Here is a 23,701-nt window from a genome sequence, read left to right on the forward strand (position 1 = left end):
AGATTCAGGTTAATGTATCCACAATGCCACCTTCCACACGCAGTGCCGCCCCGCTGGTTGCACTGGCTTGGGGAGAAGCGGCGTAGACGCTCATACTCGCGACTTCTTCGGGTGTTGCTAAGCGCTGGATAATTGAAGAGGGGCGGTTCTCTTTAACAAAGCGTTCTTCCATCTCTTGCTGAGAGATGCCCTCTTTTTCCGCCATTTCCCCCATCATCTTGATCACGCCTTCTGAACGGGTCGGCCCAGGTAGAATGGCATTCACGGTGACCTGGGTGCCGCTGAGCACTTTGGCCAGCCCGCGAGAGACGGAGAGCAGCGCCGATTTGGTCATGCCGTAATGCACCATTTCACTAGGGATGTTGATCCCCGACTCGCTGGAGATAAACTGTATGCGGCCCCAGTCGCGCTCGCGCATGCCCTGGGCGTAGTGACGGGAAAGCCTCACCGCGCTCATGATATTAATATCGAAAAATTGCTGCCACGTAGCGTCATCTACATCGAAAAAGTCCTGCGGGGCGAAAATGCCTACGTTATTGATCAGGATATCCGCGCTGGGCTGCTGTTTAATAAGCGTTTGGCAACCTTCAGCGGTGCCGAGATCAGCCGCCACGCCTTCTACCTTGGCATTGGGAGTGTCTTTTTTAAGTGCGCTGATGGCACCATCAACACGTGCTTGGGTACGCCCTGTTATAACCACGTCAGCGCCTGCCTTGGCGAGCCCTTGAGCAATTGCAAAACCGATGCCCGCTGTAGAACCCGTGATAATGGCGTGTTTGCCGCTTAGATCAATCTGCATATGCTGGTCTCCTCTCATCCTGAGTGTCGGTGCTCATCACTATGCAACGCAGCTCAGCGAATAACCGCATAGCTTGCTAATAAGTATGGGGCTCTTTTAGAGTTCTTCAAGGCGGTTCAGTGATACGCCGAGACGCCGCTATTCATAATTTGCCGTCCCATTGCTGAAAGCGCTTGGACTCTTTACCACCTTATACTGTTGTTACTACTTTCCTCCACTGGAGCTAGCGACCCATGAGCCATACCCCAAGCCGTCAAGATTACGACCACTACATGACGCCCAACTACTCACCACAGCAGGTCATTCCCGTGCGTGGTGAAGGTAGCCGCTTGTGGGATCAACAGGGCCGTGAATATATCGACTTTGCCGGGGGGATCGCGGTTAACTCCCTTGGTCATTGCCATCCAGTACTGGTCAATGCGCTCAAAGAGCAGGGCGAGAAGCTGTGGCACCTTTCCAACGTATATACCAACGAGCCAGCGCTGAACTTGGCCAAGACGCTGGTCGAGCGCACCTTCGCCGATAAGGTGTTCTTATGCTCCTCCGGCGGTGAAGCCAACGAAGCTGCGCTTAAGCTGGCACGCCGCTGGGCGGTGGATAATCACGGTGAGCAGAAAGATAAAATCATCTCGTTCTACCAATCTTTTCATGGCCGCACCTTCTTTACCGTCAGCGTGGGTGGCCAGCCCAAATACTCCCAGGGCTTTGGGCCGGTGCCGGGCGGAATTCTGCACGCTAATTACAATGACCTGGATAGCGTTCGCAAGCTGGTTGGCGACGACACCTGCGCAATTATGGTTGAACCCATGCAGGGCGAGGGCGGTATCGTGCCCGGCACGCAAGAATTCCTCCAAGGGCTGCGCGATCTCTGCGACGAGCACAATGCGCTATTGATTTTTGACGAAGTGCAAACCGGCGTTGGTCGTAGCGGAGAACTCTACGCTTATAAGAACTACGGCATTACGCCGGATATTCTTACCAGTGCCAAATCCTTGGGCGGCGGTTTCCCCATTGGCGCCATGCTGGCTATCGACTCGGTGGCTAAATCGCTGGTTGTTGGCACCCACGGTTCTACTTACGGCGGCAATGCGCTGGCATCTGCCGTTGCCTTGGCGGCGGTGGAGCTTATCGATACGCCCGAGGTGCTCGAAGGCGTTAAGCATCGCCACGATCTGTTCCGCGAGCATTTAGAAACTATCAACCGCAAGCATGGCGTGTTTAAAGAGATTCGCGGTATGGGCTTATTAATAGGTGCCCAGATGTCGGATGCCTATGAAGGGCGTGCCAAAGACATACTACCGCTGGCGATTGAAGAGGGCTTGATGGCGCTGATCGCCGGGCCGAACGTACTGCGCATGGCGCCTTCTCTGGTCATTCCTGAAGCGGATATCGCCGAGGGCATGGCCCGCTTAGAGCGCGCGATTGAGCGATTAGTTGCGGCAGCATGAGTGAACAGCAGGCTGCGTCAATCGTGTTAACTGAAGGGGAGGCATCGAGGATGCTGGTAGTTCGACCCGTTAAAGCGTCTGATCTCACGGCGCTTGAGCAATTAGCCGAGCATGCAGTACCTAAGCTTACTAACTTGCCTGCTAACCGTGAGCGACTTCAGGAGCGCATTGCGCGCTCTCAAGACGCCTTTAATGGTGACGTCGAGTTTCCAGAAAACGAGCACTATACGTTTGTTCTCGCCGATGACACACGCGAGGAAGTGCTCGGTACCGCCACCATACGTGCCCAGGCGGGTGCCAATGAGGCCTACTACACCTACCGCCAGGAAACGCTGATTCACGCCTCCCAGCAGTTGAACGTACGTCGTGAAGTGCAGACGCTAGCGCTCTCCCATGAAGTTTCTGACGCTACCCTGCTGTGCGCCTTTTCGCTTAACCCGCGTTATAAAGGCACCAGCGCGGAGAGCCTGCTGCGCCGGGCGCGGTTGATGTTTATCGCCCAATACCCAGAGCGGTTTTCGCGTATTCTGGCGGTGGCGTTTCCCGGCTACTTGGATACGCGCAGTGAATCGCCGTTCTGGGAAAGCGTGGGGCGGCACTTTTTCGCCCGCAGTTTCCAGGATATTAACCACATTGCCGGGGTGCGCTCGAAAAGCTTTATCGCCGAAGTAATGCCCCAGTTCCCGCTCTATTTGCCGCTGCTAACACCCCAGGCGCGGGCGGCGATAGGTCGTGAGCACCCTGCTCATGAAGAGGCGTTGGAGGAGATGCTGGCGGAGGGCTTCGTGCGTTCGCGCCATGTGGATATTTTCGACGCCGGACCGATTGTCAAAGCCGAGCGCGAGCGGTTGGAAACCTTCCGCAGTGCTGCCTGGCACCCGGTGCGCATTCGCCCTGAACACGCTTTGCCGGATGCTGAACCCGCGCTGGTTGCCAATCAAAAGCTGGGCGAGTTTCGCTGCATCGTCGCCCGCTACGCGCTGTCACCCACGGGCCAGTTGATGCTCTCAGCGGAGCATGCTGAGCGGCTGGGTGTCACGGAAGGGCGAGCGGTGCTTGCTGCGCCGCTGACGCTACCCACCGTGGTAGACGCGCTCGATGAAGGAGAAATGTAATGCGCATTCGACCCATTGCCCGTGATGATCTGGATGGGCTTCAGGCGCTTGCGCAGCAGGCGGGCGTTGGCTTTACCTCGCTGCCGGATAATCGCGAGTTTCTAGCCGGTAAGATTGAAGCGGCTGCCAGTGCCTTTGAAGAGCGCACTCCGGTGGATGATCGGCTTTATTTCTTTGTGCTAGAGGATGAAGTAAGCGGCGAGTTGGCGGGCTGCTGCGCCATTGAGGGGCAGGTGGGGCGCGAGGTGCCGTTCTATAACTATCGGCTGGGAACCCTTGCGCACTCATCCATTCAGCTGGATCTTCACCGCACTATCGACACGCTGTTTTTAAGCTCCGACCACACCGGCGATGCCGAAGTATGCTCGCTGTTTCTGCGTCCTGAGTATCGCGGCGAAGCCAACAAACATTTGCGCAATGGCGCGCTGCTCTCCAAAGCGCGCTGGCTGTTTATTGCCCAGTTTCGTGATCGCTTTCCCGATAAAGTGCTGGCGGAGATGCGTGGGGTGTTTGATGAGCACAATACCAGCCCCTTTTGGGAGAGCCTGGGCAAGCACTTCTTTCCCATGGATTTCAGCGAAGCGGATCGCTTAACCGGCCTGGGGCAGAAGAGCTTTATTGGCGAGCTGATGCCCAAGTTCCCCATTTACACCACCTTTATGGCCGAAGAGGCGCGGGCTTGTATTGGTCAGGTGCATCGCCACACCCGACCGGCGCTGGAGATGCTTAAGAAAGAGGGGCTGCGCTGGGAAGGCTATATCGATATTTTCGACGGTGGCCCGACGGTGGAAGCTTACATTGACGATGTGCGCGCCATCCGTAACTCACGGCTCTGCCAAGTGGAAGTATCCAATAGCGCAGCAGAAGAGAGTGTCAGCCGCTGGCTGGCCGCCACCACCCAGATGCTGCACTTTACCGCCAGTTGGGTAGGCCGCGCGCCTGCTGATGACAACACCATCGTGCTTAGCGAACAAGAAGCGAAGCGCTTAGGCGTTGCCACCGGCGATACCCTACGGCTACTCGAGACCTAGGCGACGTTTACAGGAGAGTTTTATGCACGCCCAACAGCAGCAACTGATCAATGGCGCCTGGGTCGCAGGCGACGCCGAGCCGTTGAGCAAGCACGATCCCGTTTCCGGACAGCCGTTATGGCAAGCAGCGACGGCCAGTACTAAGCAGGTCGCAGCCGCTGTAGAGGCCGCCCGCGGTGCCTTCCCCGGCTGGGCGCGCACACCTTTTGCCGAGCGCCAGGCGCTTGTCGAGCGATTTGCCGAGGTGCTAAAAACACGTGGTGAAGACCTGGCCGTGGCGATTGCTTCAGAGACCGGTAAGCCGATCTGGGAGGCGCGTACCGAAGCGGGTGCCATGGTGGGTAAGGTGGCGCTGTCGGTTAAGGCGTATAACGAGCGCACCGGGGAACGGGCAAAAGTGGTGGGCAGTGCAAATGCGGTGCTGCGCCATCGTCCTCATGGTGTGATGGCGGTGTTTGGCCCTTACAACTTCCCTGGCCACCTGCCCAACGGCCATATGGTGCCTGCGCTATTGGCGGGTAACTGTGTGGTCTTCAAGCCCAGCGACCAAACCCCGCTTACTGCGGATTTGACCCTACAGTGCTGGCTAGAGGCCGGGCTTCCGGCAGGCGTCATTAACCTGGTGCAGGGCGGTGTGCCGGTAGGCCAGGCACTGGCAGGTAACCCGGATATTGATGGCCTGCTGTTTACCGGTAGCGCCAAAGTGGGCGGTATGCTGCACCAGCAGTTTGCCGGACAACTGGATAAAATTCTGGCGCTGGAACTAGGCGGCAATAACCCCCTGGTAGTGAAGGATATCGACGACGAGCGTGCCGCGGTATTGACCATTCTGCAGTCGGCGTACCTCTCCGGCGGCCAGCGCTGCACCTGCGCGCGGCGTTTAATGGTGCCTGAGGGCGCAGTAGGCGATCGATTGATCGATGCGCTTTCTGAGGCGATCGCCAAGTTACACGTGGCGGGCCAGTTCGAAGAAAATCCTGCGCCGTTCTATGGCGGTTTGGTCAGCGTAGCGGCGGCGGACGGCCTGCTCAAGGCCCAAGAGGAGCTGGAGGCCATGGGCGGTACGGTGATCAATCGTATGAAGCGCCAGAAAGAGAACACCAGCCTGTTAAGTCCCGCGCTAATTGATGTGACCGGTCTTGACGTGCCGGACGAGGAGCACTTCGGCCCGCTGCTGAAAATCCACCGCTATCGCGATTGGGATGAAGCGCTACAGCTTGCCAATAACACCCGCTACGGGCTCTCCGCCGGTTTAATTGGCGGTGATCGAGCCGATTGGGATGACTTCTTGCTGCGTATTCGTGCCGGAATCGTCAACTGGAACCGCCAAACCACCGGTGCATCCGGCGATGCACCTTTTGGTGGTGTGGGTGACAGCGGCAACCACCGTCCCAGCGCGTTTTACGCGGCGGACTACTGCGCCTACCCAGTCGCCTCCATGGAAGCTGGCAGCCTGGAGATGCCCGAGACCCTGCCGCCGGGAGTGAGCCTGTGAGTGCCGCCGACATCAGCAGCGTTAGGGAAGTCAATTTTGACGGCCTAGTCGGCCCAACCCATAACTACTCTGGGTTGGCCGTGGGCAATGTCGCGTCCATGAGTCACGGCGGCTTAGTCTCCAATCCCAAGGAGGGCGCGCTGCAGGGGCTGCTTAAGATGAAGTCGCTGATGGACGCGGGCTATGCCCAGGGCGTTCTGCCACCCCAACAGCGCCCCGATATTGGCGCACTGCGCGATTTAGGTTTTAGCGGTAGTAATGGTGAGGTGCTGGCTCGTGCTTCTAAAGAAGCGCCGCAACTGCTTCGGGCGGTGTGCTCGGCTTCGAGTATGTGGACGGCTAACGCGGGCACTATTACCCCCAGCATTGATGCACCCGATAGTCGGGTACACTTCACACCAGCGAACCTACAGTCCAGCTTTCACCGCTACCTGGAGCCACAAACCACGGGATGTGTGCTGAAAGCGATCTTCCGTGACGAACAGCACTTCTGCCACCACCCGGTGCTGCCCGCTACTCCAGCCTTTTCCGATGAGGGTGCGGCCAATCACACCCGTCTATGCGGTGAGCACGGCGAACCCGGTGTTCACCTATTTGTATATGGCCGTCAGGCGTTTGGTGACGTGCGTAGCGGTGAGCGAGAACCCAAGCACTATCCGGCCAGGCAAACCCTGGAAGCCAGTCAGGCGGTGGCCCGCCAACATGGGTTAACAGAGGCGCAAACGGTATTTGCCCAGCAGCACCCGGACGCCATCGACGCGGGCGTCTTCCATAATGACGTCATTGCTGTGGGCAACGGCCCCGTGCTGCTCTACCACGAAATGGCCTTTCTGGATGAAGAAGGCACGCTCGATGAGCTGCGCACCAAAATGGCCAGCCCGCTGATTCCCGTGCGCGTGCCCTTGGAAGCGGTAAGCATGGAGGATGCGGTAGCCTCGTATCTATTTAATTCGCAGTTGCTCTCCAACCCGGATGGCACCATGACGCTGGTAGTGCCCGGCGAATGCCAGGAGCGCGAGGCGGTATGGCGCACCATTCAGGATTATCTGCTGGCGGGCAATAATCCGATCAGTGAAGTGGTCGTTAAAGACGTCAAACAAAGCATGCGCAACGGCGGCGGCCCGGCTTGCCTGCGCCTGCGCGTGGTGCTAACGGAGGCCGAACGTGCAGCGCTCTCTGGCCGCGTGCTGCTCACCAATGCGCTGTACACTGACCTGACCGCGTGGGTGGAGCGCCACTATCGCGTTCGCCTCGCCCCGGACGATTTGGCCGATCCACAGCTGGCGGAAGAGTCGCTTGCAGCACTGGATGAACTCACTCAACTGCTGAAAATCGGCCCGGTTTATCCCTTTCAACTGGGGTAGGGTGTGATGTAGTGAGGGAAAATAATAAACGCCATGGCAGTGCCTTGGCGTTTGGGTTTAAAGTTTGCAGCGAAAGCTTAGCCGTCGCTTTGCCCGGCGTATGCGATTAGGAGGGAGCAGTGCGACAATATATGCTGGCCTTGGTGATAGGAGTATTTTTAATAATGTCGACAGGCACTAATGCGAACGGCTTGGATTTCGAAGCGTTAGTGTCTGAGCAAGGCGCAGCAGGCCCACTGCCAGCACTTCAGCCGTTTGAAGCAAGGGATGGCACCACACTTTCATATCGGCATTATCCAAGTGAATCCGACACGGCGCTGGTGCTTGTGCACGGCTCAGGGACCGACAGTCGATATCTGGCAACCTTTGCTCGCGGATTGGCAGCTTCAGGCGCCGCCGCTGTTTACACCCCGGATATTCGAGGGCATGGGCCATCTCCCGTTCGGCGCGGCGATATCGACTATATCAAGCAGCTTGAGGATGATCTTGCCGATCTTATTGCCCACATCGAAGTGGTCAATCCTCAATTAACGCGTATCGTCGTCGGTGGGCATTCGTCAGGTGGCGGGTTAGCAATACGTTTTGCTGGTGGCACGCATGGGCACCGTGCCAACGCCTATCTGCTGCTAGCGCCTTACCTAGGATACGACGCACCTACTGTTCGGAAAAGCTCGGGCGGGTGGGCAGACCCCAAAGTGACCAGGATCATTGCTATATCCATTTTGAATGAACTCGGTATTACCCACTTCAATAAGCTACCGGTGCTGCACTTTAATTTGCCGCCCGAATACCGCCAGGGCTCAGAAACGCTAGCGTATTCGTACCGGCTTATGAAGGGCTTTGCTCCCGCCAATTGGCAGAACGATCTCAGTTCTATGGCGGCTCCAGTCCTTCTTATTACTGGATCTGATGACGAAGCATTTTTTGCGGAGCGCTTCGAGCCCACTTTGCGGCCCATCGTTCCACACGCTGATATCGTCACGGTGCCTAATGCATCGCATCTGAGCCTTGTTGTGAACAAAGAGGGCATCAAGACAGCTTACCATTGGCTTCAAGCGTTATAAGAGCGAAAACCTCATGTGTATGGGATGGTGGAAACACTTATGGTTCTCACACCTAGCACTAGGATTACGTCAATATGCCCTTAATCGACATCCGTGCTGCACTCGAAACTGATGTTCCGGACATTCAATCCTGCGCACGACTGGCCTATTCAAAGTATATCAGTCGCATTGGTCGTGAACCCGCGCCCATGCATGCAGACTTCGCAAGCCTAATCGACTACGGCTACATAGATGTTGCCATCCTTGATTCACATTTTGTGGGCTATGTTGTGTTCTACCCCGAAGGCGATCATTTTCACCTCGAAAACGTTGCCATACTACCCGAGTATGGTGGCCTCGGCATTGGGAAGCGATTGATCGATCACGTGGAATGTTCAGCCGAGGAAAAGGGGTACGAAGCCGTGGAACTTTATACGAATGAAGCCATGATAGAAAATCTCGCCATGTACCCCAAACTGGGATACGTCAGGGTCGAGTGTCGGCATGAAGCGGGGTTTAATCGAGTGTATTTCCGAAAGCAGCTAAAGTTAAATGGCTGACAAGAAGAGCTTTCCTAGTTGGGTCGATTCAGTGAACGCGTCACTCTTGAGTTCATCACCGTATTGGAGATTGGTGATTTGAGAAAAGTATTAATGAGCGCCTGTCTCTTGGGTAAAAAGGTTCGCTATGATGGTGGCGCCCTTTCCGTGGATGATCAGATCGTTGAGCAGTGGCGTTCTGAAGGCCGAATCGTTTCTGTTTGCCCCGAAGTTGAGGCGGGGATGAGTATTCCCAGGCCGCCCGCGGAGATTTTCAAGGGCAGTGGTAAGGGCGTTTTAAACGGTGGGGTCGATGTTATCGAAAACGATGGAGGCAAGGTGACCAATGAATTTTTAGCAGGTGCCTCTATCGCTTTGAACCTGTGCCGTAAATTCGCTATCGATATCGCAGTGCTTGCTGAGTTCAGTCCTTCATGCGGAAGCACCGCTATTTATGACGGCAGTTTCTCTGGTAAAAAAGTACCGGGTATGGGAGTAACAGCCGCATTGCTTCGGGAACATGGTGTGCACGTGTTTAGTCAGTATGAAATAGCCCAAGCTAACACTGCACTTCTTGCTACAAGTTCGTGAAAGCAGCACTAGGATATCGAGATATGACGCCTATTATTCGGTCTACTAACGACAAGGCGTTCGCGGAAAAATTAATTCGCCAAAATATGTCTGCTTACTACGAACAGTTGGATATGCGCTGGAATACAGCCCTGTTTGATAAACAATGGGATGAGTTAGACAGTTACGAATTAGTTATTAACGCTAGCCCAGTAGGGTTGTTATGCATAAATCACGATGAAGCCGCTTACTATATTCGAGAGCTACAAATTGATCAGAAGTGGCAGCGCCAAGGCTTAGGTACAGCGGCAATCCGCCACACGAAGGAAATCGCCCAACAGTCGGGCATCCGCTTACTTCGGCTGCGTGTGTTTTGTATCAACCCAGCAATAGCGCTATACGAGCGTATGGGGTTTCGCGTGCGTAAAACCGAGGGCGGGATTCACTATATGGAGAAAAGGATTGATTAGCTGCTCAAACTGAATCGTGTTGTACTCCCTGATGCCTTACTCCTTTACTGTCGCAATGATGTCTGTCATATCGTTCACTTCTAAACCATCCTCCCGTATTAGTTTCGTTTCAACACGCAGTCCATCCCTCGTTTGTAGCTGAAGGCGAAGCGGTGTATTGCCAGGTTCTAAGTGCTCTCCGCCCCACTCGCGAAGGGCGATAACCACGGGTAAGAGTGCGTGGCCTTTCGCTGTTAGCGCATAGCCTTTGCGGGCTCGTTGTCCTGAATCACGGTATTGATAGCGCTCTAAAATACCTTCTTGAACCAATCTGGCAAGCCGGTTGGACAAAACTGAGCGAGTAATACCCAGGTCTTCTCTGATTTGGTCGAAGCGCTCAGCACCACATATCACTTCTCGCAGAATCAGCAGCGACCACATATCTCCCACAGCCCGGATCGCCTTGGCAAGCGAGCATTCTGAGACGGGAACACATGTGTGGGAAGTGTGTGTTTCGGTGTGGTTTTTCATATCCCAATGATAGCAAAGTTTGAAAACAGAACTAAGCGCGACTAACCTGAGTCTTTATTAAAGATTCAGGTGGCCGATATGACACAATCTGACTTTCTCCACGAGCGCGATCCTACAGCGCTCACAACTGACCTTCGTACACTCGCTGCGCTGGCCTTGGTACCGGCAATCGGCCTAGGTATCGCACGATTTTCCTACGCATTACTTCTGCCCTCTATGAGCTCAAGTCTTGGGTGGAGCTATGCCGATGCAGGCTGGATGACCTCGGTAAACGCGGCAGGGTATCTTATTGCCGCGCTGATTTCGGCCCGTTTTATTGGAGTTGTTGGGGCCAACCGAGTCATGCGTACGGGGATCTTCGCATGCGTGATCGCTTTGATCATGATGGGGGTATTTCGCCACACTGCATTACTCAACATCTCCTGGTTTTTGGCTGGACTAGGCGGCGCTAGTGCGTTTATTGCTGGTGGGGTTATCGCCGCCCAGGTATCCCAACGCCATCCGGCACGAGCGTCGTTTTTACTCGGCATCTTCTATGCGGGGCCAGGTTTAGGCATTGTGCTTTCGGGGGTTGGCGTTCCCTGGGTTCTGAGCCAGTGGGGCGCGACGGCATGGCCTACTGCTTGGTTAGCATTGGCGGCCATATCAGTGGTGCTCGCACTCGGCGTCGTATGGGGTGTTCGCGTCATGCCACAAAGCCGAGTTCAGGCACATGCATTGGCACCATTAGCTTCTATGCAGTGGATGCTGGTTGGCTATGGCTTTTTCGGGGCAGGCTATATTACTTACATGACGTTCATGATCGCCTGGATACAGTCCCACGGTGAGAGTGCCGCGTTTCAATCGCTATTCTGGGTCGTGCTGGGCTTGGCTGTGACTGTCTTCCCTTGGCTTTGGGCTGGTGTGCTGCAAAATCAGCGCCACGGCCATGCATTTGCGATTCTTAATGGATTGACCCTGATTGGTGCTGCATTGCCGCTTATATCAAGTGCTTGGCCTGTTTTACTGGCGTCGTCTGCGGTTTTCGGTTGTGCCTTTTTTGGTGTCGTGGCGTCTACGACGGCCTTCGTGCGGAGAAATTGCCATGCTTCGTCATTGGCGTCGGGTATTGGTGCGATGACGGTCGCGTTTAGTATTGGTCAGACATTGGGGCCAACGCTAAGTGGTTGGTTGAACGATCTAGCCGGGGGGCTGACGGTAGGATTATTAACGTCAGCTGTCTTTTTAATCGCCGCAGCGCTAATAGGTTTATTGCAAAAAGATTTCGGAGCAGCAGGTCATAGAGAAAGCGCGGATACTGATTAGGGCTTGTTGATGTTTCCGCGCACCACGATGAAACGTCAACAAGCCCTAAATGAGTTATGTATTCCACCTAGCTGCAGAAGGCGAGTTTCGAGTGTCAGTGGCTTACTATGTGTCAAAAGTTTCTGGATCGGGCGGCGCTTTGATAGAAGAATTCTTTGGCGGGGTGGTTGCCGAATTTTCGGTTTAATACCCTACGGTAAAGGCTTTCTGAATATGTTGAGGGGTCTCTGCTTCATCAAGCATCGCTACCGCGAAATCCTCCATTGAAATGCGAGATTCTCCGTTATTGTCCACGACGAGGGTATCGGTGCCAAGACGATATCGTCCCGTACGCTCTCCAGGCATGAGCATGGCGGCAGGGGAGAAGTAAGTCCACGCTGTGCTGGTTTCACCCAAGCAGAGTTCATACTGAGCTTGGCATGCCTTGGCAATTTCTAGCGCAGAGGCAGGAAGGAAATCGGGGGCTGTTAAGACCGTATCACCGGCGCGCCCGGGGATTAGCAATCGTGCGGCTCCGCCTACCAAGAGCACTCGCTGACTCGGGAGGGCACTCGCCATTAGAGAACGGGTTAGCGCTACCAACGTCGCTTCTTTTCCATCGGGTGGGCGAACGGCGCTGATCAGCACGTCTTGTCCTTGAATAACATGAGCTAGCTGGTGTGAGTCCGCTATATCCGCGACACAGCGGCTGGCTTCAGCGGGCAGTTTGTTAAGCTGACTCTCTGTTCTCACCACGCCGGTTACGTTATGACCACGTGCTAATGCTTCATTCATAATGCGTTTGCCAACGTCGCCAGCGGCACCAAATATTGCAATTTTCATGATATATCTCTCTTGGGTTCATTAGTTAAGTTGTTTGGCTTTGCCAATGTTGAGCAGGGTAATTCCGGCTCCAATTAATAGGGTGCCAAGCAGTAAGCCTTCGGGAGCGGTTTCTCCTTGCAGTAATATGGCGACCGGAACGCCCACCACGGCGCCGACGGAACCCAATAGGCTCAGAAACACCGGGCCGCCGCTTTTCTGTAGCAGGAAGAGCAGTAAGAACTGGCCTGCGAAGACCATCGCCTGGAGTGCAATCAGCAAGAATGGCAGGGGACGTTCTGTCGGAACGTTCAGTGAGAAGCCAGGCAGAAACCCCACGCTGAGGAGAATGATGGCCGCTGCGATAAGCATCCCCGGCGCCAACGCATCGCTGGATACGCCTTCTGGCCAGCGTAAGGTTCGGTAGATGTTGCCGATAGCCAGCAGAACGGGACCAATTAAAGCGAGGAGAATCCAGAGGTAATTGGCATCCGGCGCCGAAAGCTTATGGAAGGCCAGGGTGACGGCCCCCGCGAGGGCTGATATAACCCCCGCCGCACGCAACACCTGAAACCGCTCCATTTTTAACGCTAATGCGCCGATGTAGGTGAGTAGCGGTGGCAGAGTGATGATTAATGCCACGAACCCCGCACCCACATGGGGGATAGCTGAGAAAAAAAGCAGGTTGGCACCCGCTACGCCCAGCAGACCTGAAATAGCGTAATACTCAACGGTGCGAACGTTAACCGGCGGCAGATTGCCGCGGAAGGCCGCGAGAACCAATAGAATAAGCGCCGCTCCTGAAATTGACCAAAACAGAAAAGCGAGCGCCGGTAGCTGAATGTCACCGGCAAGTTTTGCCAAATTAGTCGATAGACCCAGCAAGGCGCCGCCGGATAACAGATACACCAGTGGGGCAAGCCAAGCTCTTTTGCGTGAGTGTGTGCGGGTAGTGCTTAATGATGTCATTCGCGTAGTTCTCATTGGTACCGTTTCGAAGTGTCTTGATGTCAAGATATGTGTGATTAATCTTGACGTCAAGATAATTAAGCGCAAAATACGCTCATGGATCATGTAGACAACATTCTCAAACAGTGGCGGCAGGAGCGGCCTGACCTCGATGTAGCGCCGATGGCTACCATCGGGCGGGTCAAACGGCTGAATCACACCTTAATGCGCGCAATGGAGAAGACCTGGGCGAAATACGGTCTGACTGACGCGAGCTTTGACGTTCTGGCAACTCTTCGCCGTGAGGGGGCGCCCTACGCGCTATCACCGGGGGATTTGATGGCATCCACCATGGTGACTTCAGGCACCATGACTCACCGCATCAATCAACTGGAAAAGGCGGGTTTGATCAAGCGGGTCAAAAACCCCGACGATGGTCGTGGTTTTCTCATCTCTCTTTCCCAGCGTGGATTCGAGTTAATCGATGAAGCCGTTGCTGCTCATGTGGAAACCCAGGCGCAGCTGGTGAGCGGCCTAACTGAAGAGCAACGAGCGCAACTCGATGAGCTGCTTAAGCAGTTCTTGGCGGGATTGGAGCAGGAGTGATGTGTGTCGTAGCGGCAACTTAGCCACTATTGAAAAGAGTCACGCCTAGACTTTGTTCCATCTCGCTTAAACACTTGAATACGTTGGCATGGCTGATACACAGCGCTCGGCTGGCGCCGGATAGCGACCCCGCCTCTGCAATCGCTAGCTCGTCCCACCTTATTTGCTGTTCATTCATGCAAACTGAGTTGTCATTTTCCGCGAATGTTTGAGCGTATTTGAACAGGTTAGTCTGTCGTTGAACCAATCAATAGGGGAAACGCAGAATGAATGTGTTGATCGTCTTGGCTCATCCTGAACGCAAGTCGTTTAATGGCGGCCTAGTGGATGAGGCGGTAGAACAGCTGGTGGGCGAGGGGCATACAGTGGAAGTGGATGATCTCTATGCTGAGCAGTTTGATCCGGTGGAGCGCCCTGAGCAATATCCGCATAGCGCCGTGGCGTCGGACTACTTCTATCCCCTCAATGAGCAGCGGGCTCACTACGAGAAAAACACATTACCGCAGGATGTCCAGCGGGAGTTGGCGCGGCTGGAGTGGGCTGACTTGGTGATCTTCCAGTTCCCGTTGTGGTGGCACGCCCAGCCCGCCATTTTGAAAGGCTGGTTTGATCGGGTGTTGGTGTATGGCGGGCGCTATACAAGCCGCATGCGTTACGACAGGGGCTACTATCGCGGTAGGAAGGCGATGCTATCAGTCACCACGGGCTCACCGGAGAAAGCATTTCAGCCTTTTGGCCGAGCTGGCAATATGGTGCACTGGCTGTGGCCCATACACGCATCGTTGTACTACGTTGGCTTTGACGTGCTGGCGCCTCAGGTGAGCTACGGTATTCAGGGCGGCGGTATTCGTTACCAAGAGGAAGCTGACATCATTGGTCACCTAGAGGCCTGCAAAGCGGCCTGGGTAGCTCGTCTGAGAAACTTGGACAGCGAACTGCCCATCCCCTTTACCGGATGGGATGACTGGGACGAAGATGGCGTTTTACGCCAAACAAACCCGCTGAGATGGCGGCTAGGCTGAGCTCGTGTAGACTCTTACTGTCTATAAAACAGATCAGCAAAAGGCCCAATCAGCGCCATGACTACCTCGAACCACCGTTTTTCCGATGCTGAGCGCCGTGGGCTCTACCGCGCCATACACGAGCGGCGCGATGTGCGCTCGCAATTTCTGCCCGACAGGATACCTCCTGATGTACTGGCCCGCCTTTTGGAGGCTGCGCATCATGCGCCTTCAGTGGGATTTATGCAGCCCTGGGATTTCATCGTGATTGAAAGTCGCAGCGTCAGAGAAGCAGTGCTGGCGATGTTCGAGCAGGAGAATCAGAAGGCCGCCGAACGCTTTGAAGGCGAGCGTCAAGCGCATTATCGCAGCCTTAAGCTGCAAGGTATTATGGAGAGCCCGCTTAATCTCTGTATTACCTGTGACCGAAGCCGGGGCGGCCCTCACGTGCTGGGGCGGAATAGTATTGTGGATACCGATCTTTTCAGTACTTGTCTCGCTGTACAAAATCTCTGGTTGGCTGCGCGGGCAGAAGGTATTGGCGTTGGTTGGGTGAGTATTCTCGACCAAGAACAGCTAAGCGCAGCGTTGAACCTGCCTGAGCACGTTTATCCCTTGGCGTATCTCTGCCTTGGCTATGTGAGCGATTTTTTAGACCAGCCAGAACTTGAAGCCAAAGGCTGGCGCTCTCGCTTGCCATTAAGTGAACTAGTACATGGCGATAAGTGGGGGCAACCGCTTGCCAGTGGTTTGTGAGGAAGTTTTTATAAGGGGGGCCAGCTCGCTGTGCCCAAGTCATCTACTCTTTGCTTGCGGCGCTGGTTCTTGTCTTCGTACATGCGCTGGTCTGCCAGAGCAAATACCTGTAAGGCAGGCACTTCGCTGGAGCTGGCGAATCCCAAGCTCAAATGAAGCGTCAGTTCTTCACGTTCACCGCTAGCGGTGTCGATAATGCAACGCTGTTCAGGCAAATTGTCTCTGATCAAGTTGGCCATACGCTTGGCTGCCGTCAAGTCGGCAGAAGGAAATAGAATGACGAATTCATCGCCACCGCAGCGTGCAAGTATGTCGCTGTCCCTGCAGTGAAGTTGCAGGTACTTGGCAACGCTGGAAATCAGTTGATCGCCTGCAACATGGCCATAATGGTCGTTCACTTCCTTAAGCTTGTCGACGTCCATCATCAATACAGCAAAATCCAGGCTCGGCGTCTGCGCCTTGCCTTGAATGCTCATTTGCAGCGCGGCTTCCAAGAAACCGCGGTTATAAAGGCCGGTGAGTCCGTCACGCTCAGCTGTTTTCTTCAATTCCAAATGTAGCAATTTATTTTCGGTAGCGGCCGCTAGTTGGTCGGCAAAGAGGGAAAGTATTTGCTCCAAGCCGTCTTCTCGGCTGGGAGCTTTCATGATCAGCCAGCCTTCGTACAAGCTTAGACGGCCTTCCATGGACATGACATATAGGTTCTCGCCTTCATCTGTTTGTGGCCGTGTGTCCGGCTGTACTCTTTGCCTACGAACGCTGGCCAATAGATGCTTTAGACGCTGTTCATCCTTTGGGCTTAGTCCCGCAACAGCCGCGTAGCGTGTCACTTCACAACGTTGTCGTTCTTGTACAAAAACAGCAAAACCGTAGTCGGGGAAATGGGAGTGTAGGTGGTTTAATGAGTCATCTAACAGGGTATGGATATTGGTCGCACGATTTGCCACCGTCCCGAGATCAAGCAGCGCGTGAAAGACTCGGTTCTGAAACTGAATCTCGCCAATGCTGCGGCCGATCTGACGATTCTGACTGTACGTTATGCGGCCTATGGTTAGAAAATAGATGACTGCCCCCGTCCATTGGTAGATGTCTAAATTGTTGCTCACATAGGGGCGAAACTTGAATCCCGTTAAGGCGCTTCCAATCAAGGCTGCGGTTGTGAAAAGTACGGCTGAAATAAGCATCTTCCGTACTCCGCCGACCACTAAATTGTTCATCAAACAGGCAAGCCCAATGGTGATGGTGGCTAAAACGTAAAAATCCAGCACGCTGCACCAAAAACCAAATAGCAGGCTGTCATAGAGGAGATTTCTGAACTCGGCACGCTTGGAGTTCTGGGCGCTTACAGCAAGCGCATAGGCAACACCGGGCCATAGCAGCAGCAAAATCCCGGGCAGAATAAGTGTCCAGCCGCTACCTTCTACCACGGCAATCCATACGGTGAGTCCGAAGGTATGGCAAAAGGCAAAAATTCGCGGGGCAATTGTCGCCAATGCAAGACGGTGTGTGCGCCTTGATGAATGTTGCATTTGTGAGTCTGTATTCAAAGTTATTTGATTAACAGACTAGCACTTAAGAGGCTAAGAAGCCTTATCCTTAAAATCAGGCGAATAGCGCCTTCATTATCTCCCAGGTTTTAGACTGTTTCAGGGCGTATCTGTTGAATATGGTGAAGCGCTCTCACAACTTGCTAGTAAATGGTTGGCGTGTTCGCGAAGCGCCTCTTTGAGGCCGTCTGGTTTGAGGATGGTAAATTGAAATGGGAGCTGTGCCAGCCAATAGGCAAACCACTCGAAACTATCCGTGCGTGTATGGAGCAGTAGTCCACCTTCAACCTGTTCGAACTGACCTGTACAGAAAAATTGGTTTTCAAAGCCAGCGGACGCGGCATGATCAATGTGTAGCACCAGTGATACTTCATGAGTGGGGCCCCAGGACATGAGGCTTTCGCTCAAAAAATCGGCTGCATCAAAGCGGGTGGGGCGTATGAAGGTACCTGAGAGTAGGTGCACGCCGCTGATGCGATCTAACCGAAATGAGCGCATGGCTCCCCGCAGATGGCAAAAACCGACGGCATACCACCTACCTTGTTGGAAAACTAGCCCGTAGGGGTCGATCTGACGCTCAATCGGATCATGCTGCGGGGAGTGGTAGGTAAGCCCCACGGTTCGCATGGTCTCTGTGGCTTTAGTCAGCGTCTCAAGGGCGCGGTCATCACGGCTGGGTTCGCGCCGGGGTAAGATCACCTGAGTGGTCTCACTGATACCGCGAACACGGCTTTTTAAATTAGCTGGCATCACTCGCTCGAGCTTCGCTTGTACGCTGGCAATGGCGGGCGCTGCGTTTGTTAGTCCCAGCTGGCTAGCGGCCAATAAGCCTAACGAAACGGCGAATGTCTCTTCGTCGGTAAACATCATGGGTGGCAGCTTGAAGCCAGCCACCAATCGGTAGCCACCGTAGCGCCCTTGCTCGGTCACTATCGGCACGCCTATATCTTCCAGCGCCGTAATGTATCGCCGTATAGTGCGCCGATCCACGCCCAGGCGCTCGGCCAATTCAGCGCCGCCCATTTGGCCATTAGCTTGCAGCAACTCAAGCACCGCAAGTACGCGTGTTGTGGGGCCTGCCATTACTGCCTCCCTACTGAAGCCATCGTTAAAGTCTTGCAGAAAAATGCATTGTTGCTTTTATTTAGGGCGGATTCTCACCTATTAACAAACTAATCTGATCTGGCAGTACCTTGTGTCACCGGAAAATTGACTGAAAAAGGAGCCTAATATGTCAGAGCTAACGTTTTACACCCACCCTATGTCCCGCGGGCGCGTTGTGCGCTGGATGTTGGAAGAAGTAGGCATAGACTACTCGGTAAAGGCGATGGAGTTCGATTCAGAGATGAAATCTGAGGACTACTTGGCCATAAACCCCATGGGCAAGGTGCCTGCCATCAAACATGGCAACACTGTTGTGACGGAAGTGGCGGCTATCTGCGCGTACCTGGCGGATCAGGTTCCGGATAAAAAGCTTTCACCACCCCCGCAATCTCCCGAACGTGGAGTTTATTATCGCTGGCTTTTTTTTATGGCGGGTCCGTTTGAAATGGCTACTAGTGCAAAGGCCTACAATTGGAAAATCGACAGCAGCAACATACAGGCCGTTGGTTGTGGCCAAGTGGAAGACAGTATCAATACGCTTGAAAAAGTACTCAGTGAAAACGCTTATATTTGCGGCGATCAGTTTACTGCCGCAGATATATTGGTTAGCAGTTATCTCTGGTGGGAAACAATGCAGGAGAATATCCCACCAAAAGAGGTGTTTAAGCATTACATAGAGCGTATGGAAAGCAGGCCAGCAGCCAAGCGGGCCAATGAGTTGGACGATGAACTGGCTAAGAAAATGAAGCCTTTGTCCGTCTGATGGCTTAATTGCATTACCGCTTTTGTATTAAGTTGGCAATTGCTTTCAAGGTAGATGAACCCTATCTGGTTGCAGTTTTTGCTACAGATAATAGCAGTAAAGCCTCTGGCCAACGGCGTGTGCGGAAGGTATCGGCGCTGGCCAGCCTACCCATATATCGCTACTGTATTCGCCTATGCTAAATAATAAGATAGGGCGCCATTCATGCAAAGCGATATCACCCTCCAGCGGCTAAGAGCTGACGCCCCTAATCGCGGCAGCTGGGGCTTTAAGGGGCGCTTATGATCAGTGGCCGCGCATTACGCTATTTCGATACTGTGGCCCGGTGTCGTTCGCTGCGCCAAGCTGCCGCCCAACTACATATTGCCCCCACAGCGATTAGCCGCCAGATCGATTTACTGGAACACCAGCTTGGCGCACCACTCATCGAGCGTGGCCCCAACGGCATTAGCCTGACGGCGGCGGGGGAGTTGTTGGCTGCCCAGGCGCAGCGTACCCTCCGTGACCTAGAGCGGGTGCAGGAACATATTGCCGATTTGAAGGGCTTGCGAACTGGGCGGGTCAGTTTGCAGGTGGCGGAAGGCGTTGTCGCTGGCTTGCTAGCGCCTACGTTAGCCAAGATGGGGCAGCGCTATCCCCATTTGAGTTTTGATATCGGGATCGTCAGCGCTAGCCAAATGGTGGAGGCGCTGCGCCGAGGCGATGCCGATATTGGCCTGTCCTTCTTTATGCCCCGGCATGATGACATTGTGCCCTTTGCTAGTGCCGAGTTGCATCACCATGCAGTGATGGCTCCAGGCCATCCATTGGCCGCGGCTTCTGAGGTGAGTCTTCACTCCCTGGCAGCGCACCGGCTGATCCTGCCTGATGAATCTTATGGCGTGCGCCAAGCGCTGGAGCGCGCCGCTCATCAGGCCGGGATAGTTCTGGCCCCCACCTTTAGAACCGCTTCACTGGAAACTCAAAAAGCACTTGCCCTTAACGGCGCAGGCGTTCTGGTATTGCCACCGATGGCGGTAGCTCGGGAGTGCCAATTAGGTCAACTCATTAGCATCCCCTTGGCTCCTTCAGAGCTTGAGGCCGCGCGAATTGATCTCTGCGTTTATCGCCATCGCCAGCGCAGCTTTGCCACTGAAGCTTGCCTTTCGCTGCTGGCAAGTGCCCTACAGACACTGCCAGTCTAATCATCCTGAAAGATTTTAAAAGCGAAGAGTGCACACAAAAAGTGGACACGCTGAGGTCAAGATTGAAATAGCAGAAGACACGGTGTGGGTTCATGCTGAGCTTGTTAATAACGTCAGCCTGATAACAACAGCAAAAGGTAATGTGATGCCTGCACTACACCAACTCACCGCCACTCAATTAATTGATGGCTACCGAGCTTATAGGTTCTCGCCAACTGAAGTAGCCAGCGCCCTGGTTGAGCATATCGACGCCTGGGAGCCGCAAATCAATGCGCTGTATGCCTATCAGCCTGATGCGTTCATTAAAGCAGCCGAAGCCTCCACCCAGCGCTGGGCTAGGGGGCAACCTAGCGGCGCGCTAGATGGCGTGCCAATAACCCTTAAAGAGTTGATTGCCACCAAAGGGATGCCAGTGCCGGGGGGAACCGGGCTTGGCGAGCAGCCTGTTGCCACCGAAGACGCTCCCCCCGCTGCTCGATTAGCGGAAGATAACGCTCTGCTGCTGGCGAAAACTACCTGCCCCGACTTTGGCATGCTCTCATCCGGGCTCTCGTCGTTTCATGGTTTGACCCGCAATCCATGGGATTTAGCTTGTAATACCGGCGGTTCAAGCGCGGGCGCGGGCGCTGCCGCCGCTGCTGGGCTTGGGCCACTGCATGTGGGCACCGATATTGGTGGCTCGATACGCCTTCCTGCGGCGTGGTGTGGTGTCGTCGGCTTTAAGCCCACTTTGGGCCGGGTACCGATAGACCCTTATTATGTAGGCCGCTGTGCCGGGCCAATGACCCGAAGCGTAGCGGATGCCGCGCTGATGATGACGGCGCTTACCCGCACAGATCGACGCGATGCGATGCGTCTGCCGCCGGAAACGATTGACTGGATGGATCTGGAGCTCGACGTTAAAGGTTTGCGAGTGGGTGTGATGATGAAGGCGGGCTGCGGGTTACCTTTGGATGATGAGATTCGCCACCACGTGGAACAGGCCGCAAAGCAGTTGGAAGCCGCTGGGGCAACGCTGGTGCCGATGGCGCCAGTGCTGTCCCGAGAAATGTTAGATGGCCTGGATCACTTCTGGCAGGCCCGTCAGTGGGGCGAGCTGTTAAAGCTCTCGGCTAACGAGCGTGAGCAAGTGTTGCCTGCCATTTTAGCCTGGGCCGACGGTGGTGCACACTTAAGTGGCGTAGAAGCAGTGCATGGTTTTCAGCAAACCATGGCGATGCGACGCGCCACCGAAGCCGTATTTGATGAGGTCGATGCGGTGATTTCACCCACCACACCCAATATCGCCTTCCCAGCTGAGTGGCCATCGCCTACCAATGATCCGCGTCGGCCCTTTGAGCACATTGCTTACACCGTGCCGTGGAATATGGGCGAGCAGCCTGCGATCTCGCTTAATGCTGGGTTTAGCCGTTCCGCTAGTTCCGTCAATATGCCGATAGGTGTGCAGTTGGTTGGCCCGCGCTTTGGAGATCACTTTGTGCTGAAACTGGCAAGGCTGCTAGAAACGCGTTTGGCGTTGCCCATGCGCTGGCCGATGCTGCCAGTGATTAACGCTGCAGTTAAATAAGAGGAACACTCATGGAACGTTTATTGGTACTCCCTACCTCCCGGGCGGGCTGGGGTCTGTTAATTGCGTTTGTGGTGCTGGTGCTGGCGGGAACGTGGCCGGTGATTGGTTGGGTAAACAGAGCCACCTTAGTGATGGGGTTGCCTCTGTTAGTGGTGTGGAGCTACCTGGTGATTTTTGCCTGTGTAGTGGTGATGCTGATCGGCAATCGTATTGTGGAGCGAGACGACCATGAATAGCCCTTGGCCACTGTTGATAACCTTGACCTATGTCGCCATTGCCATGGTGATTGGCCTACGCGCCAGAGCAGGGCGTTCCATGAATAGCTTGGAGGAGTGGGGCGTAGCGGGCCGCAGCATGGGGCCGGTGACGCTCTACCTACTGATAGCCGCCGGTAGTGTGAGTGCTTACACCTTTATGGGAGCGCCCGGATGGGCTTATTCCAAAGGGGTGGCGGTGTTTTATGTAGCGATTTACCTCTCGTACCTGGCCCTGGTCGCTTGGTATTTCGGCCCTAAAGTGTGGCAGTTTGGTGAGCAGTTTGGTCACGTGACCCAGGCAAGTGCCATATCCGACCGCTACCAGAGCCCCGCGCTAGGCGCACTGGCGGCGCTTGTTATGGCGATCGGCTCTATTGCTTATGCGGTGCTGCAGACCATAGGTTCGGCTTATATTCTGTTTGTGATGAGCGGCGGTTTGATTCCGATTTGGTTGGGGGTCGTGCTGGTACTGGCCTGCATTGCCGTTTACCTCTATGCCAGTGGTCAGCGGGCGATTGGTCGCACCAATGCCTTTCAAGGCGTGTTGATGCTGATTGTGGCTTGGGCCGTTGGCCTCTGGGCCGTTCATAGCGCCACCGGCGGGTTGAGCTTTGCGGGCGTGTTCGAGCGTATCCAAGCCGAGCATAGCGAGTTTCTCACTCTGCCCGGCGCAGGCGGCGATATGAGCTTTAGTTTCTGGACAACCTCGATCATCGTTTCCATGTTCTCGTTTATGCCGCCGGTGTGGACGCAGTGGATGAGCGCCTCCTCGGCACGAACTATTCGCCGCAGCGCGACGTGGCTACCCACGTATTACGTGGTTATTCTGCCTATGGTCGTTGTCGGCTTTATTGGCATTTTTTCGCTACCTGAATTGGCCCGAGCCGATACCGTGGTACTTGAGTACGCCATGCAGCACTTGCCGGTAGTATTGGTTGGATTACTTGGCGCGGGTACTTTGGCAGCCTCAATGTCTTCCAGCGAGCCGTTTATTCATTCGGTATCGTTGTCACTCAGCAAGGATGTACTACAGCCGGTGCTAAAACTCTCGGATGGCGTTACCGGAAAACTTGCACGGCTGCTGATCCTGCCCATTATGTTCTTGGTGGTCGCGCCGCTCGCAATTGCCGAGCCCGGCAGTTTGGTAATGATTCTGTTAGTGGGGCTCGGGTTTGCCTCCCAGGTGCTGCCTGCCTTTATCGGCATGTTCTTCTGGCCGCGGGCTTCTCGCTTGGGCGTAATGGCGGGGATCGTGGTGGGCTTTCTGATTACCGTGGCGTTTACTACCTTTTGGCCACACCCAATGGGTATTCACGCGGGCTTCTGGGGGCTGATGCTCAATCTGCCGGTATTTGTCGCCGTCTCTTTGATGACGCCTGCTACCCACGCTGAGGTGGTGGAGCGCTTCTTTCGTATTGCCGCTCCACGAGGTTTTACCCAACGGGGACGTCGAGCTGCGGTGTGAGTGCTGACTT

At 54.7% G+C, this 23,701-nt stretch carries 25 protein-coding genes; 18 read left to right on the forward strand and 7 right to left on the reverse strand.

Annotated elements, in window-relative coordinates:
* Positions 1-4: 4 nt before the first annotated feature.
* Positions 5-799 (reverse strand): SDR family oxidoreductase, encoded by a 795-nt coding sequence (locus E0L35_RS18500; RefSeq protein ID WP_027960006.1) that lies wholly within the window; start codon positions 797-799, stop codon positions 5-7.
* Positions 800-1,032: 233 nt separating this feature from the next.
* Between E0L35_RS18500 and E0L35_RS18505 the strand changes: the two genes are divergently transcribed.
* The 9 genes from E0L35_RS18505 (at position 1,033) to E0L35_RS18545 (ending at position 9,874) form a co-directional block, all read left to right on the forward strand.
* The gene (locus E0L35_RS18505; RefSeq protein ID WP_009288183.1) at positions 1,033-2,247 is read left to right on the forward strand and encodes an aspartate aminotransferase family protein; all 1,215 of its coding nucleotides are present in this window, start codon (positions 1,033-1,035) and stop codon (positions 2,245-2,247) included.
* Between the two features lie 50 nt (positions 2,248-2,297).
* Positions 2,298-3,362, forward strand: coding sequence for an arginine N-succinyltransferase (locus E0L35_RS18510; protein WP_027960008.1), 1,065 nt, complete (start codon positions 2,298-2,300; stop codon positions 3,360-3,362).
* Positions 3,362-4,393 (forward strand): arginine N-succinyltransferase, encoded by a 1,032-nt coding sequence (gene astA, locus E0L35_RS18515; RefSeq protein WP_138801075.1) that lies wholly within the window; start codon positions 3,362-3,364, stop codon positions 4,391-4,393. Before E0L35_RS18510 ends, astA begins: the two co-directional genes overlap by 1 nt.
* A gap of 22 nt (positions 4,394-4,415) precedes the next feature.
* A complete protein-coding gene (gene astD, locus E0L35_RS18520) occupies positions 4,416-5,888 on the forward strand; it encodes a succinylglutamate-semialdehyde dehydrogenase (protein ID WP_138801076.1) in 1,473 nt (490 codons plus the stop codon).
* Positions 5,885-7,252 (forward strand): N-succinylarginine dihydrolase, encoded by a 1,368-nt coding sequence (gene astB / locus E0L35_RS18525; RefSeq protein WP_138801077.1) that lies wholly within the window; start codon positions 5,885-5,887, stop codon positions 7,250-7,252. Before astD ends, astB begins: the two co-directional genes overlap by 4 nt.
* 164 nt (positions 7,253-7,416) lie before the next feature.
* Positions 7,417-8,316, forward strand: a complete 900-nt coding sequence (locus tag E0L35_RS18530) for an alpha/beta fold hydrolase (protein ID WP_161463062.1) — start codon at positions 7,417-7,419, stop codon at positions 8,314-8,316.
* Between the two features lie 74 nt (positions 8,317-8,390).
* Complete coding sequence (locus tag E0L35_RS18535; RefSeq protein WP_138801079.1) at positions 8,391-8,855, forward strand: GNAT family N-acetyltransferase; 465 nt, start codon at positions 8,391-8,393, stop codon at positions 8,853-8,855.
* Between the two features lie 63 nt (positions 8,856-8,918).
* Positions 8,919-9,425 carry a DUF523 domain-containing protein gene (locus tag E0L35_RS18540; RefSeq protein WP_138801127.1) on the forward strand — a complete coding sequence of 169 codons (507 nt, stop codon included), beginning with the start codon at positions 8,919-8,921 and terminating at the stop codon, positions 9,423-9,425.
* A 23-nt stretch (positions 9,426-9,448) separates the two neighbouring features.
* Complete coding sequence (locus E0L35_RS18545; protein ID WP_138801080.1) at positions 9,449-9,874, forward strand: GNAT family N-acetyltransferase; 426 nt, start codon at positions 9,449-9,451, stop codon at positions 9,872-9,874.
* A gap of 36 nt (positions 9,875-9,910) precedes the next feature.
* On the opposite strand, the gene E0L35_RS18550 is transcribed toward E0L35_RS18545, so the two are convergent.
* On the reverse strand, positions 9,911-10,294 hold the full coding sequence (locus tag E0L35_RS18550; protein WP_233974290.1) for a helix-turn-helix domain-containing protein: 384 nt from the start codon (positions 10,292-10,294) through the stop codon (positions 9,911-9,913).
* A 168-nt stretch (positions 10,295-10,462) separates the two neighbouring features.
* On the opposite strand from E0L35_RS18550, the gene E0L35_RS18555 reads away from it, so the two are divergent.
* Positions 10,463-11,689: a YbfB/YjiJ family MFS transporter gene (locus tag E0L35_RS18555; RefSeq protein ID WP_138801082.1), complete on the forward strand. Its 1,227-nt coding sequence runs from the start codon at positions 10,463-10,465 to the stop codon at positions 11,687-11,689.
* Positions 11,690-11,872: 183 nt separating this feature from the next.
* Here the strand turns inward: E0L35_RS18555 and E0L35_RS18560 are convergent, their stop codons facing one another.
* Both E0L35_RS18560 and E0L35_RS18565 read right to left on the reverse strand, forming a co-directional pair.
* The gene (locus E0L35_RS18560) at positions 11,873-12,511 is read right to left on the reverse strand and encodes an NAD(P)H-binding protein (protein WP_138801083.1); all 639 of its coding nucleotides are present in this window, start codon (positions 12,509-12,511) and stop codon (positions 11,873-11,875) included.
* Positions 12,512-12,532: 21 nt separating this feature from the next.
* Positions 12,533-13,459: a DMT family transporter gene (locus E0L35_RS18565; RefSeq protein ID WP_138801084.1), complete on the reverse strand. Its 927-nt coding sequence runs from the start codon at positions 13,457-13,459 to the stop codon at positions 12,533-12,535.
* Between the two features lie 96 nt (positions 13,460-13,555).
* On the opposite strand from E0L35_RS18565, the gene E0L35_RS18570 reads away from it, so the two are divergent.
* Positions 13,556-14,044, forward strand: a complete 489-nt coding sequence (locus E0L35_RS18570) for a MarR family transcriptional regulator (RefSeq protein WP_027960018.1) — start codon at positions 13,556-13,558, stop codon at positions 14,042-14,044.
* Positions 14,045-14,063: 19 nt separating this feature from the next.
* Here the strand turns inward: E0L35_RS18570 and E0L35_RS26890 are convergent, their stop codons facing one another.
* Positions 14,064-14,222, reverse strand: coding sequence for a LysR family transcriptional regulator (locus tag E0L35_RS26890; RefSeq protein ID WP_223828122.1), 159 nt, complete (start codon positions 14,220-14,222; stop codon positions 14,064-14,066).
* 88 nt (positions 14,223-14,310) lie between these two features.
* Between E0L35_RS26890 and E0L35_RS18580 the strand changes: the two genes are divergently transcribed.
* Positions 14,311-15,066: an NAD(P)H-dependent oxidoreductase gene (locus E0L35_RS18580; RefSeq protein WP_138801085.1), complete on the forward strand. Its 756-nt coding sequence runs from the start codon at positions 14,311-14,313 to the stop codon at positions 15,064-15,066.
* Positions 15,067-15,123: 57 nt separating this feature from the next.
* Positions 15,124-15,801: a 5,6-dimethylbenzimidazole synthase gene (bluB, locus tag E0L35_RS18585; RefSeq protein WP_138801086.1), complete on the forward strand. Its 678-nt coding sequence runs from the start codon at positions 15,124-15,126 to the stop codon at positions 15,799-15,801.
* 8 nt (positions 15,802-15,809) lie between these two features.
* Here bluB and E0L35_RS18590 read toward each other — a convergent pair whose 3' ends face one another.
* Together E0L35_RS18590 and E0L35_RS18595 are read right to left on the reverse strand one after the other, a co-directional pair.
* Positions 15,810-17,330 (reverse strand): GGDEF domain-containing protein, encoded by a 1,521-nt coding sequence (locus tag E0L35_RS18590; RefSeq protein ID WP_171051192.1) that lies wholly within the window; start codon positions 17,328-17,330, stop codon positions 15,810-15,812.
* Positions 17,331-17,447: 117 nt separating this feature from the next.
* Positions 17,448-18,431 carry a YafY family protein gene (locus tag E0L35_RS18595; protein ID WP_138801088.1) on the reverse strand — a complete coding sequence of 328 codons (984 nt, stop codon included), beginning with the start codon at positions 18,429-18,431 and terminating at the stop codon, positions 17,448-17,450.
* 148 nt (positions 18,432-18,579) lie between these two features.
* Here E0L35_RS18595 and E0L35_RS18600 point away from each other — a divergent pair, with 148 nt between their 5' ends.
* From E0L35_RS18600 to E0L35_RS18620, 5 genes are all read left to right on the forward strand, one after another.
* A complete protein-coding gene (locus E0L35_RS18600; protein ID WP_138801089.1) occupies positions 18,580-19,215 on the forward strand; it encodes a glutathione S-transferase family protein in 636 nt (211 codons plus the stop codon).
* A gap of 281 nt (positions 19,216-19,496) precedes the next feature.
* Positions 19,497-20,399, forward strand: coding sequence for a LysR family transcriptional regulator (locus tag E0L35_RS18605; RefSeq protein WP_138801090.1), 903 nt, complete (start codon positions 19,497-19,499; stop codon positions 20,397-20,399).
* Between the two features lie 145 nt (positions 20,400-20,544).
* Positions 20,545-21,966, forward strand: coding sequence for an amidase (locus E0L35_RS18610; protein WP_138801091.1), 1,422 nt, complete (start codon positions 20,545-20,547; stop codon positions 21,964-21,966).
* 11 nt (positions 21,967-21,977) lie between these two features.
* Positions 21,978-22,205 carry a hypothetical protein gene (locus E0L35_RS18615; protein WP_027960159.1) on the forward strand — a complete coding sequence of 76 codons (228 nt, stop codon included), beginning with the start codon at positions 21,978-21,980 and terminating at the stop codon, positions 22,203-22,205.
* Positions 22,198-23,691, forward strand: coding sequence for a sodium:solute symporter family protein (locus E0L35_RS18620; RefSeq protein WP_138801092.1), 1,494 nt, complete (start codon positions 22,198-22,200; stop codon positions 23,689-23,691). The genes E0L35_RS18615 and E0L35_RS18620 overlap by 8 nt, the downstream gene beginning before the upstream one ends.
* Positions 23,692-23,701 lie beyond the last annotated feature (10 nt).

The sequence above is a fragment of the Halomonas sp. ATBC28 genome (genome assembly GCF_005937175.1).
In the GTDB taxonomy this organism is placed as follows: Bacteria; Pseudomonadota; Gammaproteobacteria; order Pseudomonadales; family Halomonadaceae; genus Vreelandella; species Vreelandella titanicae.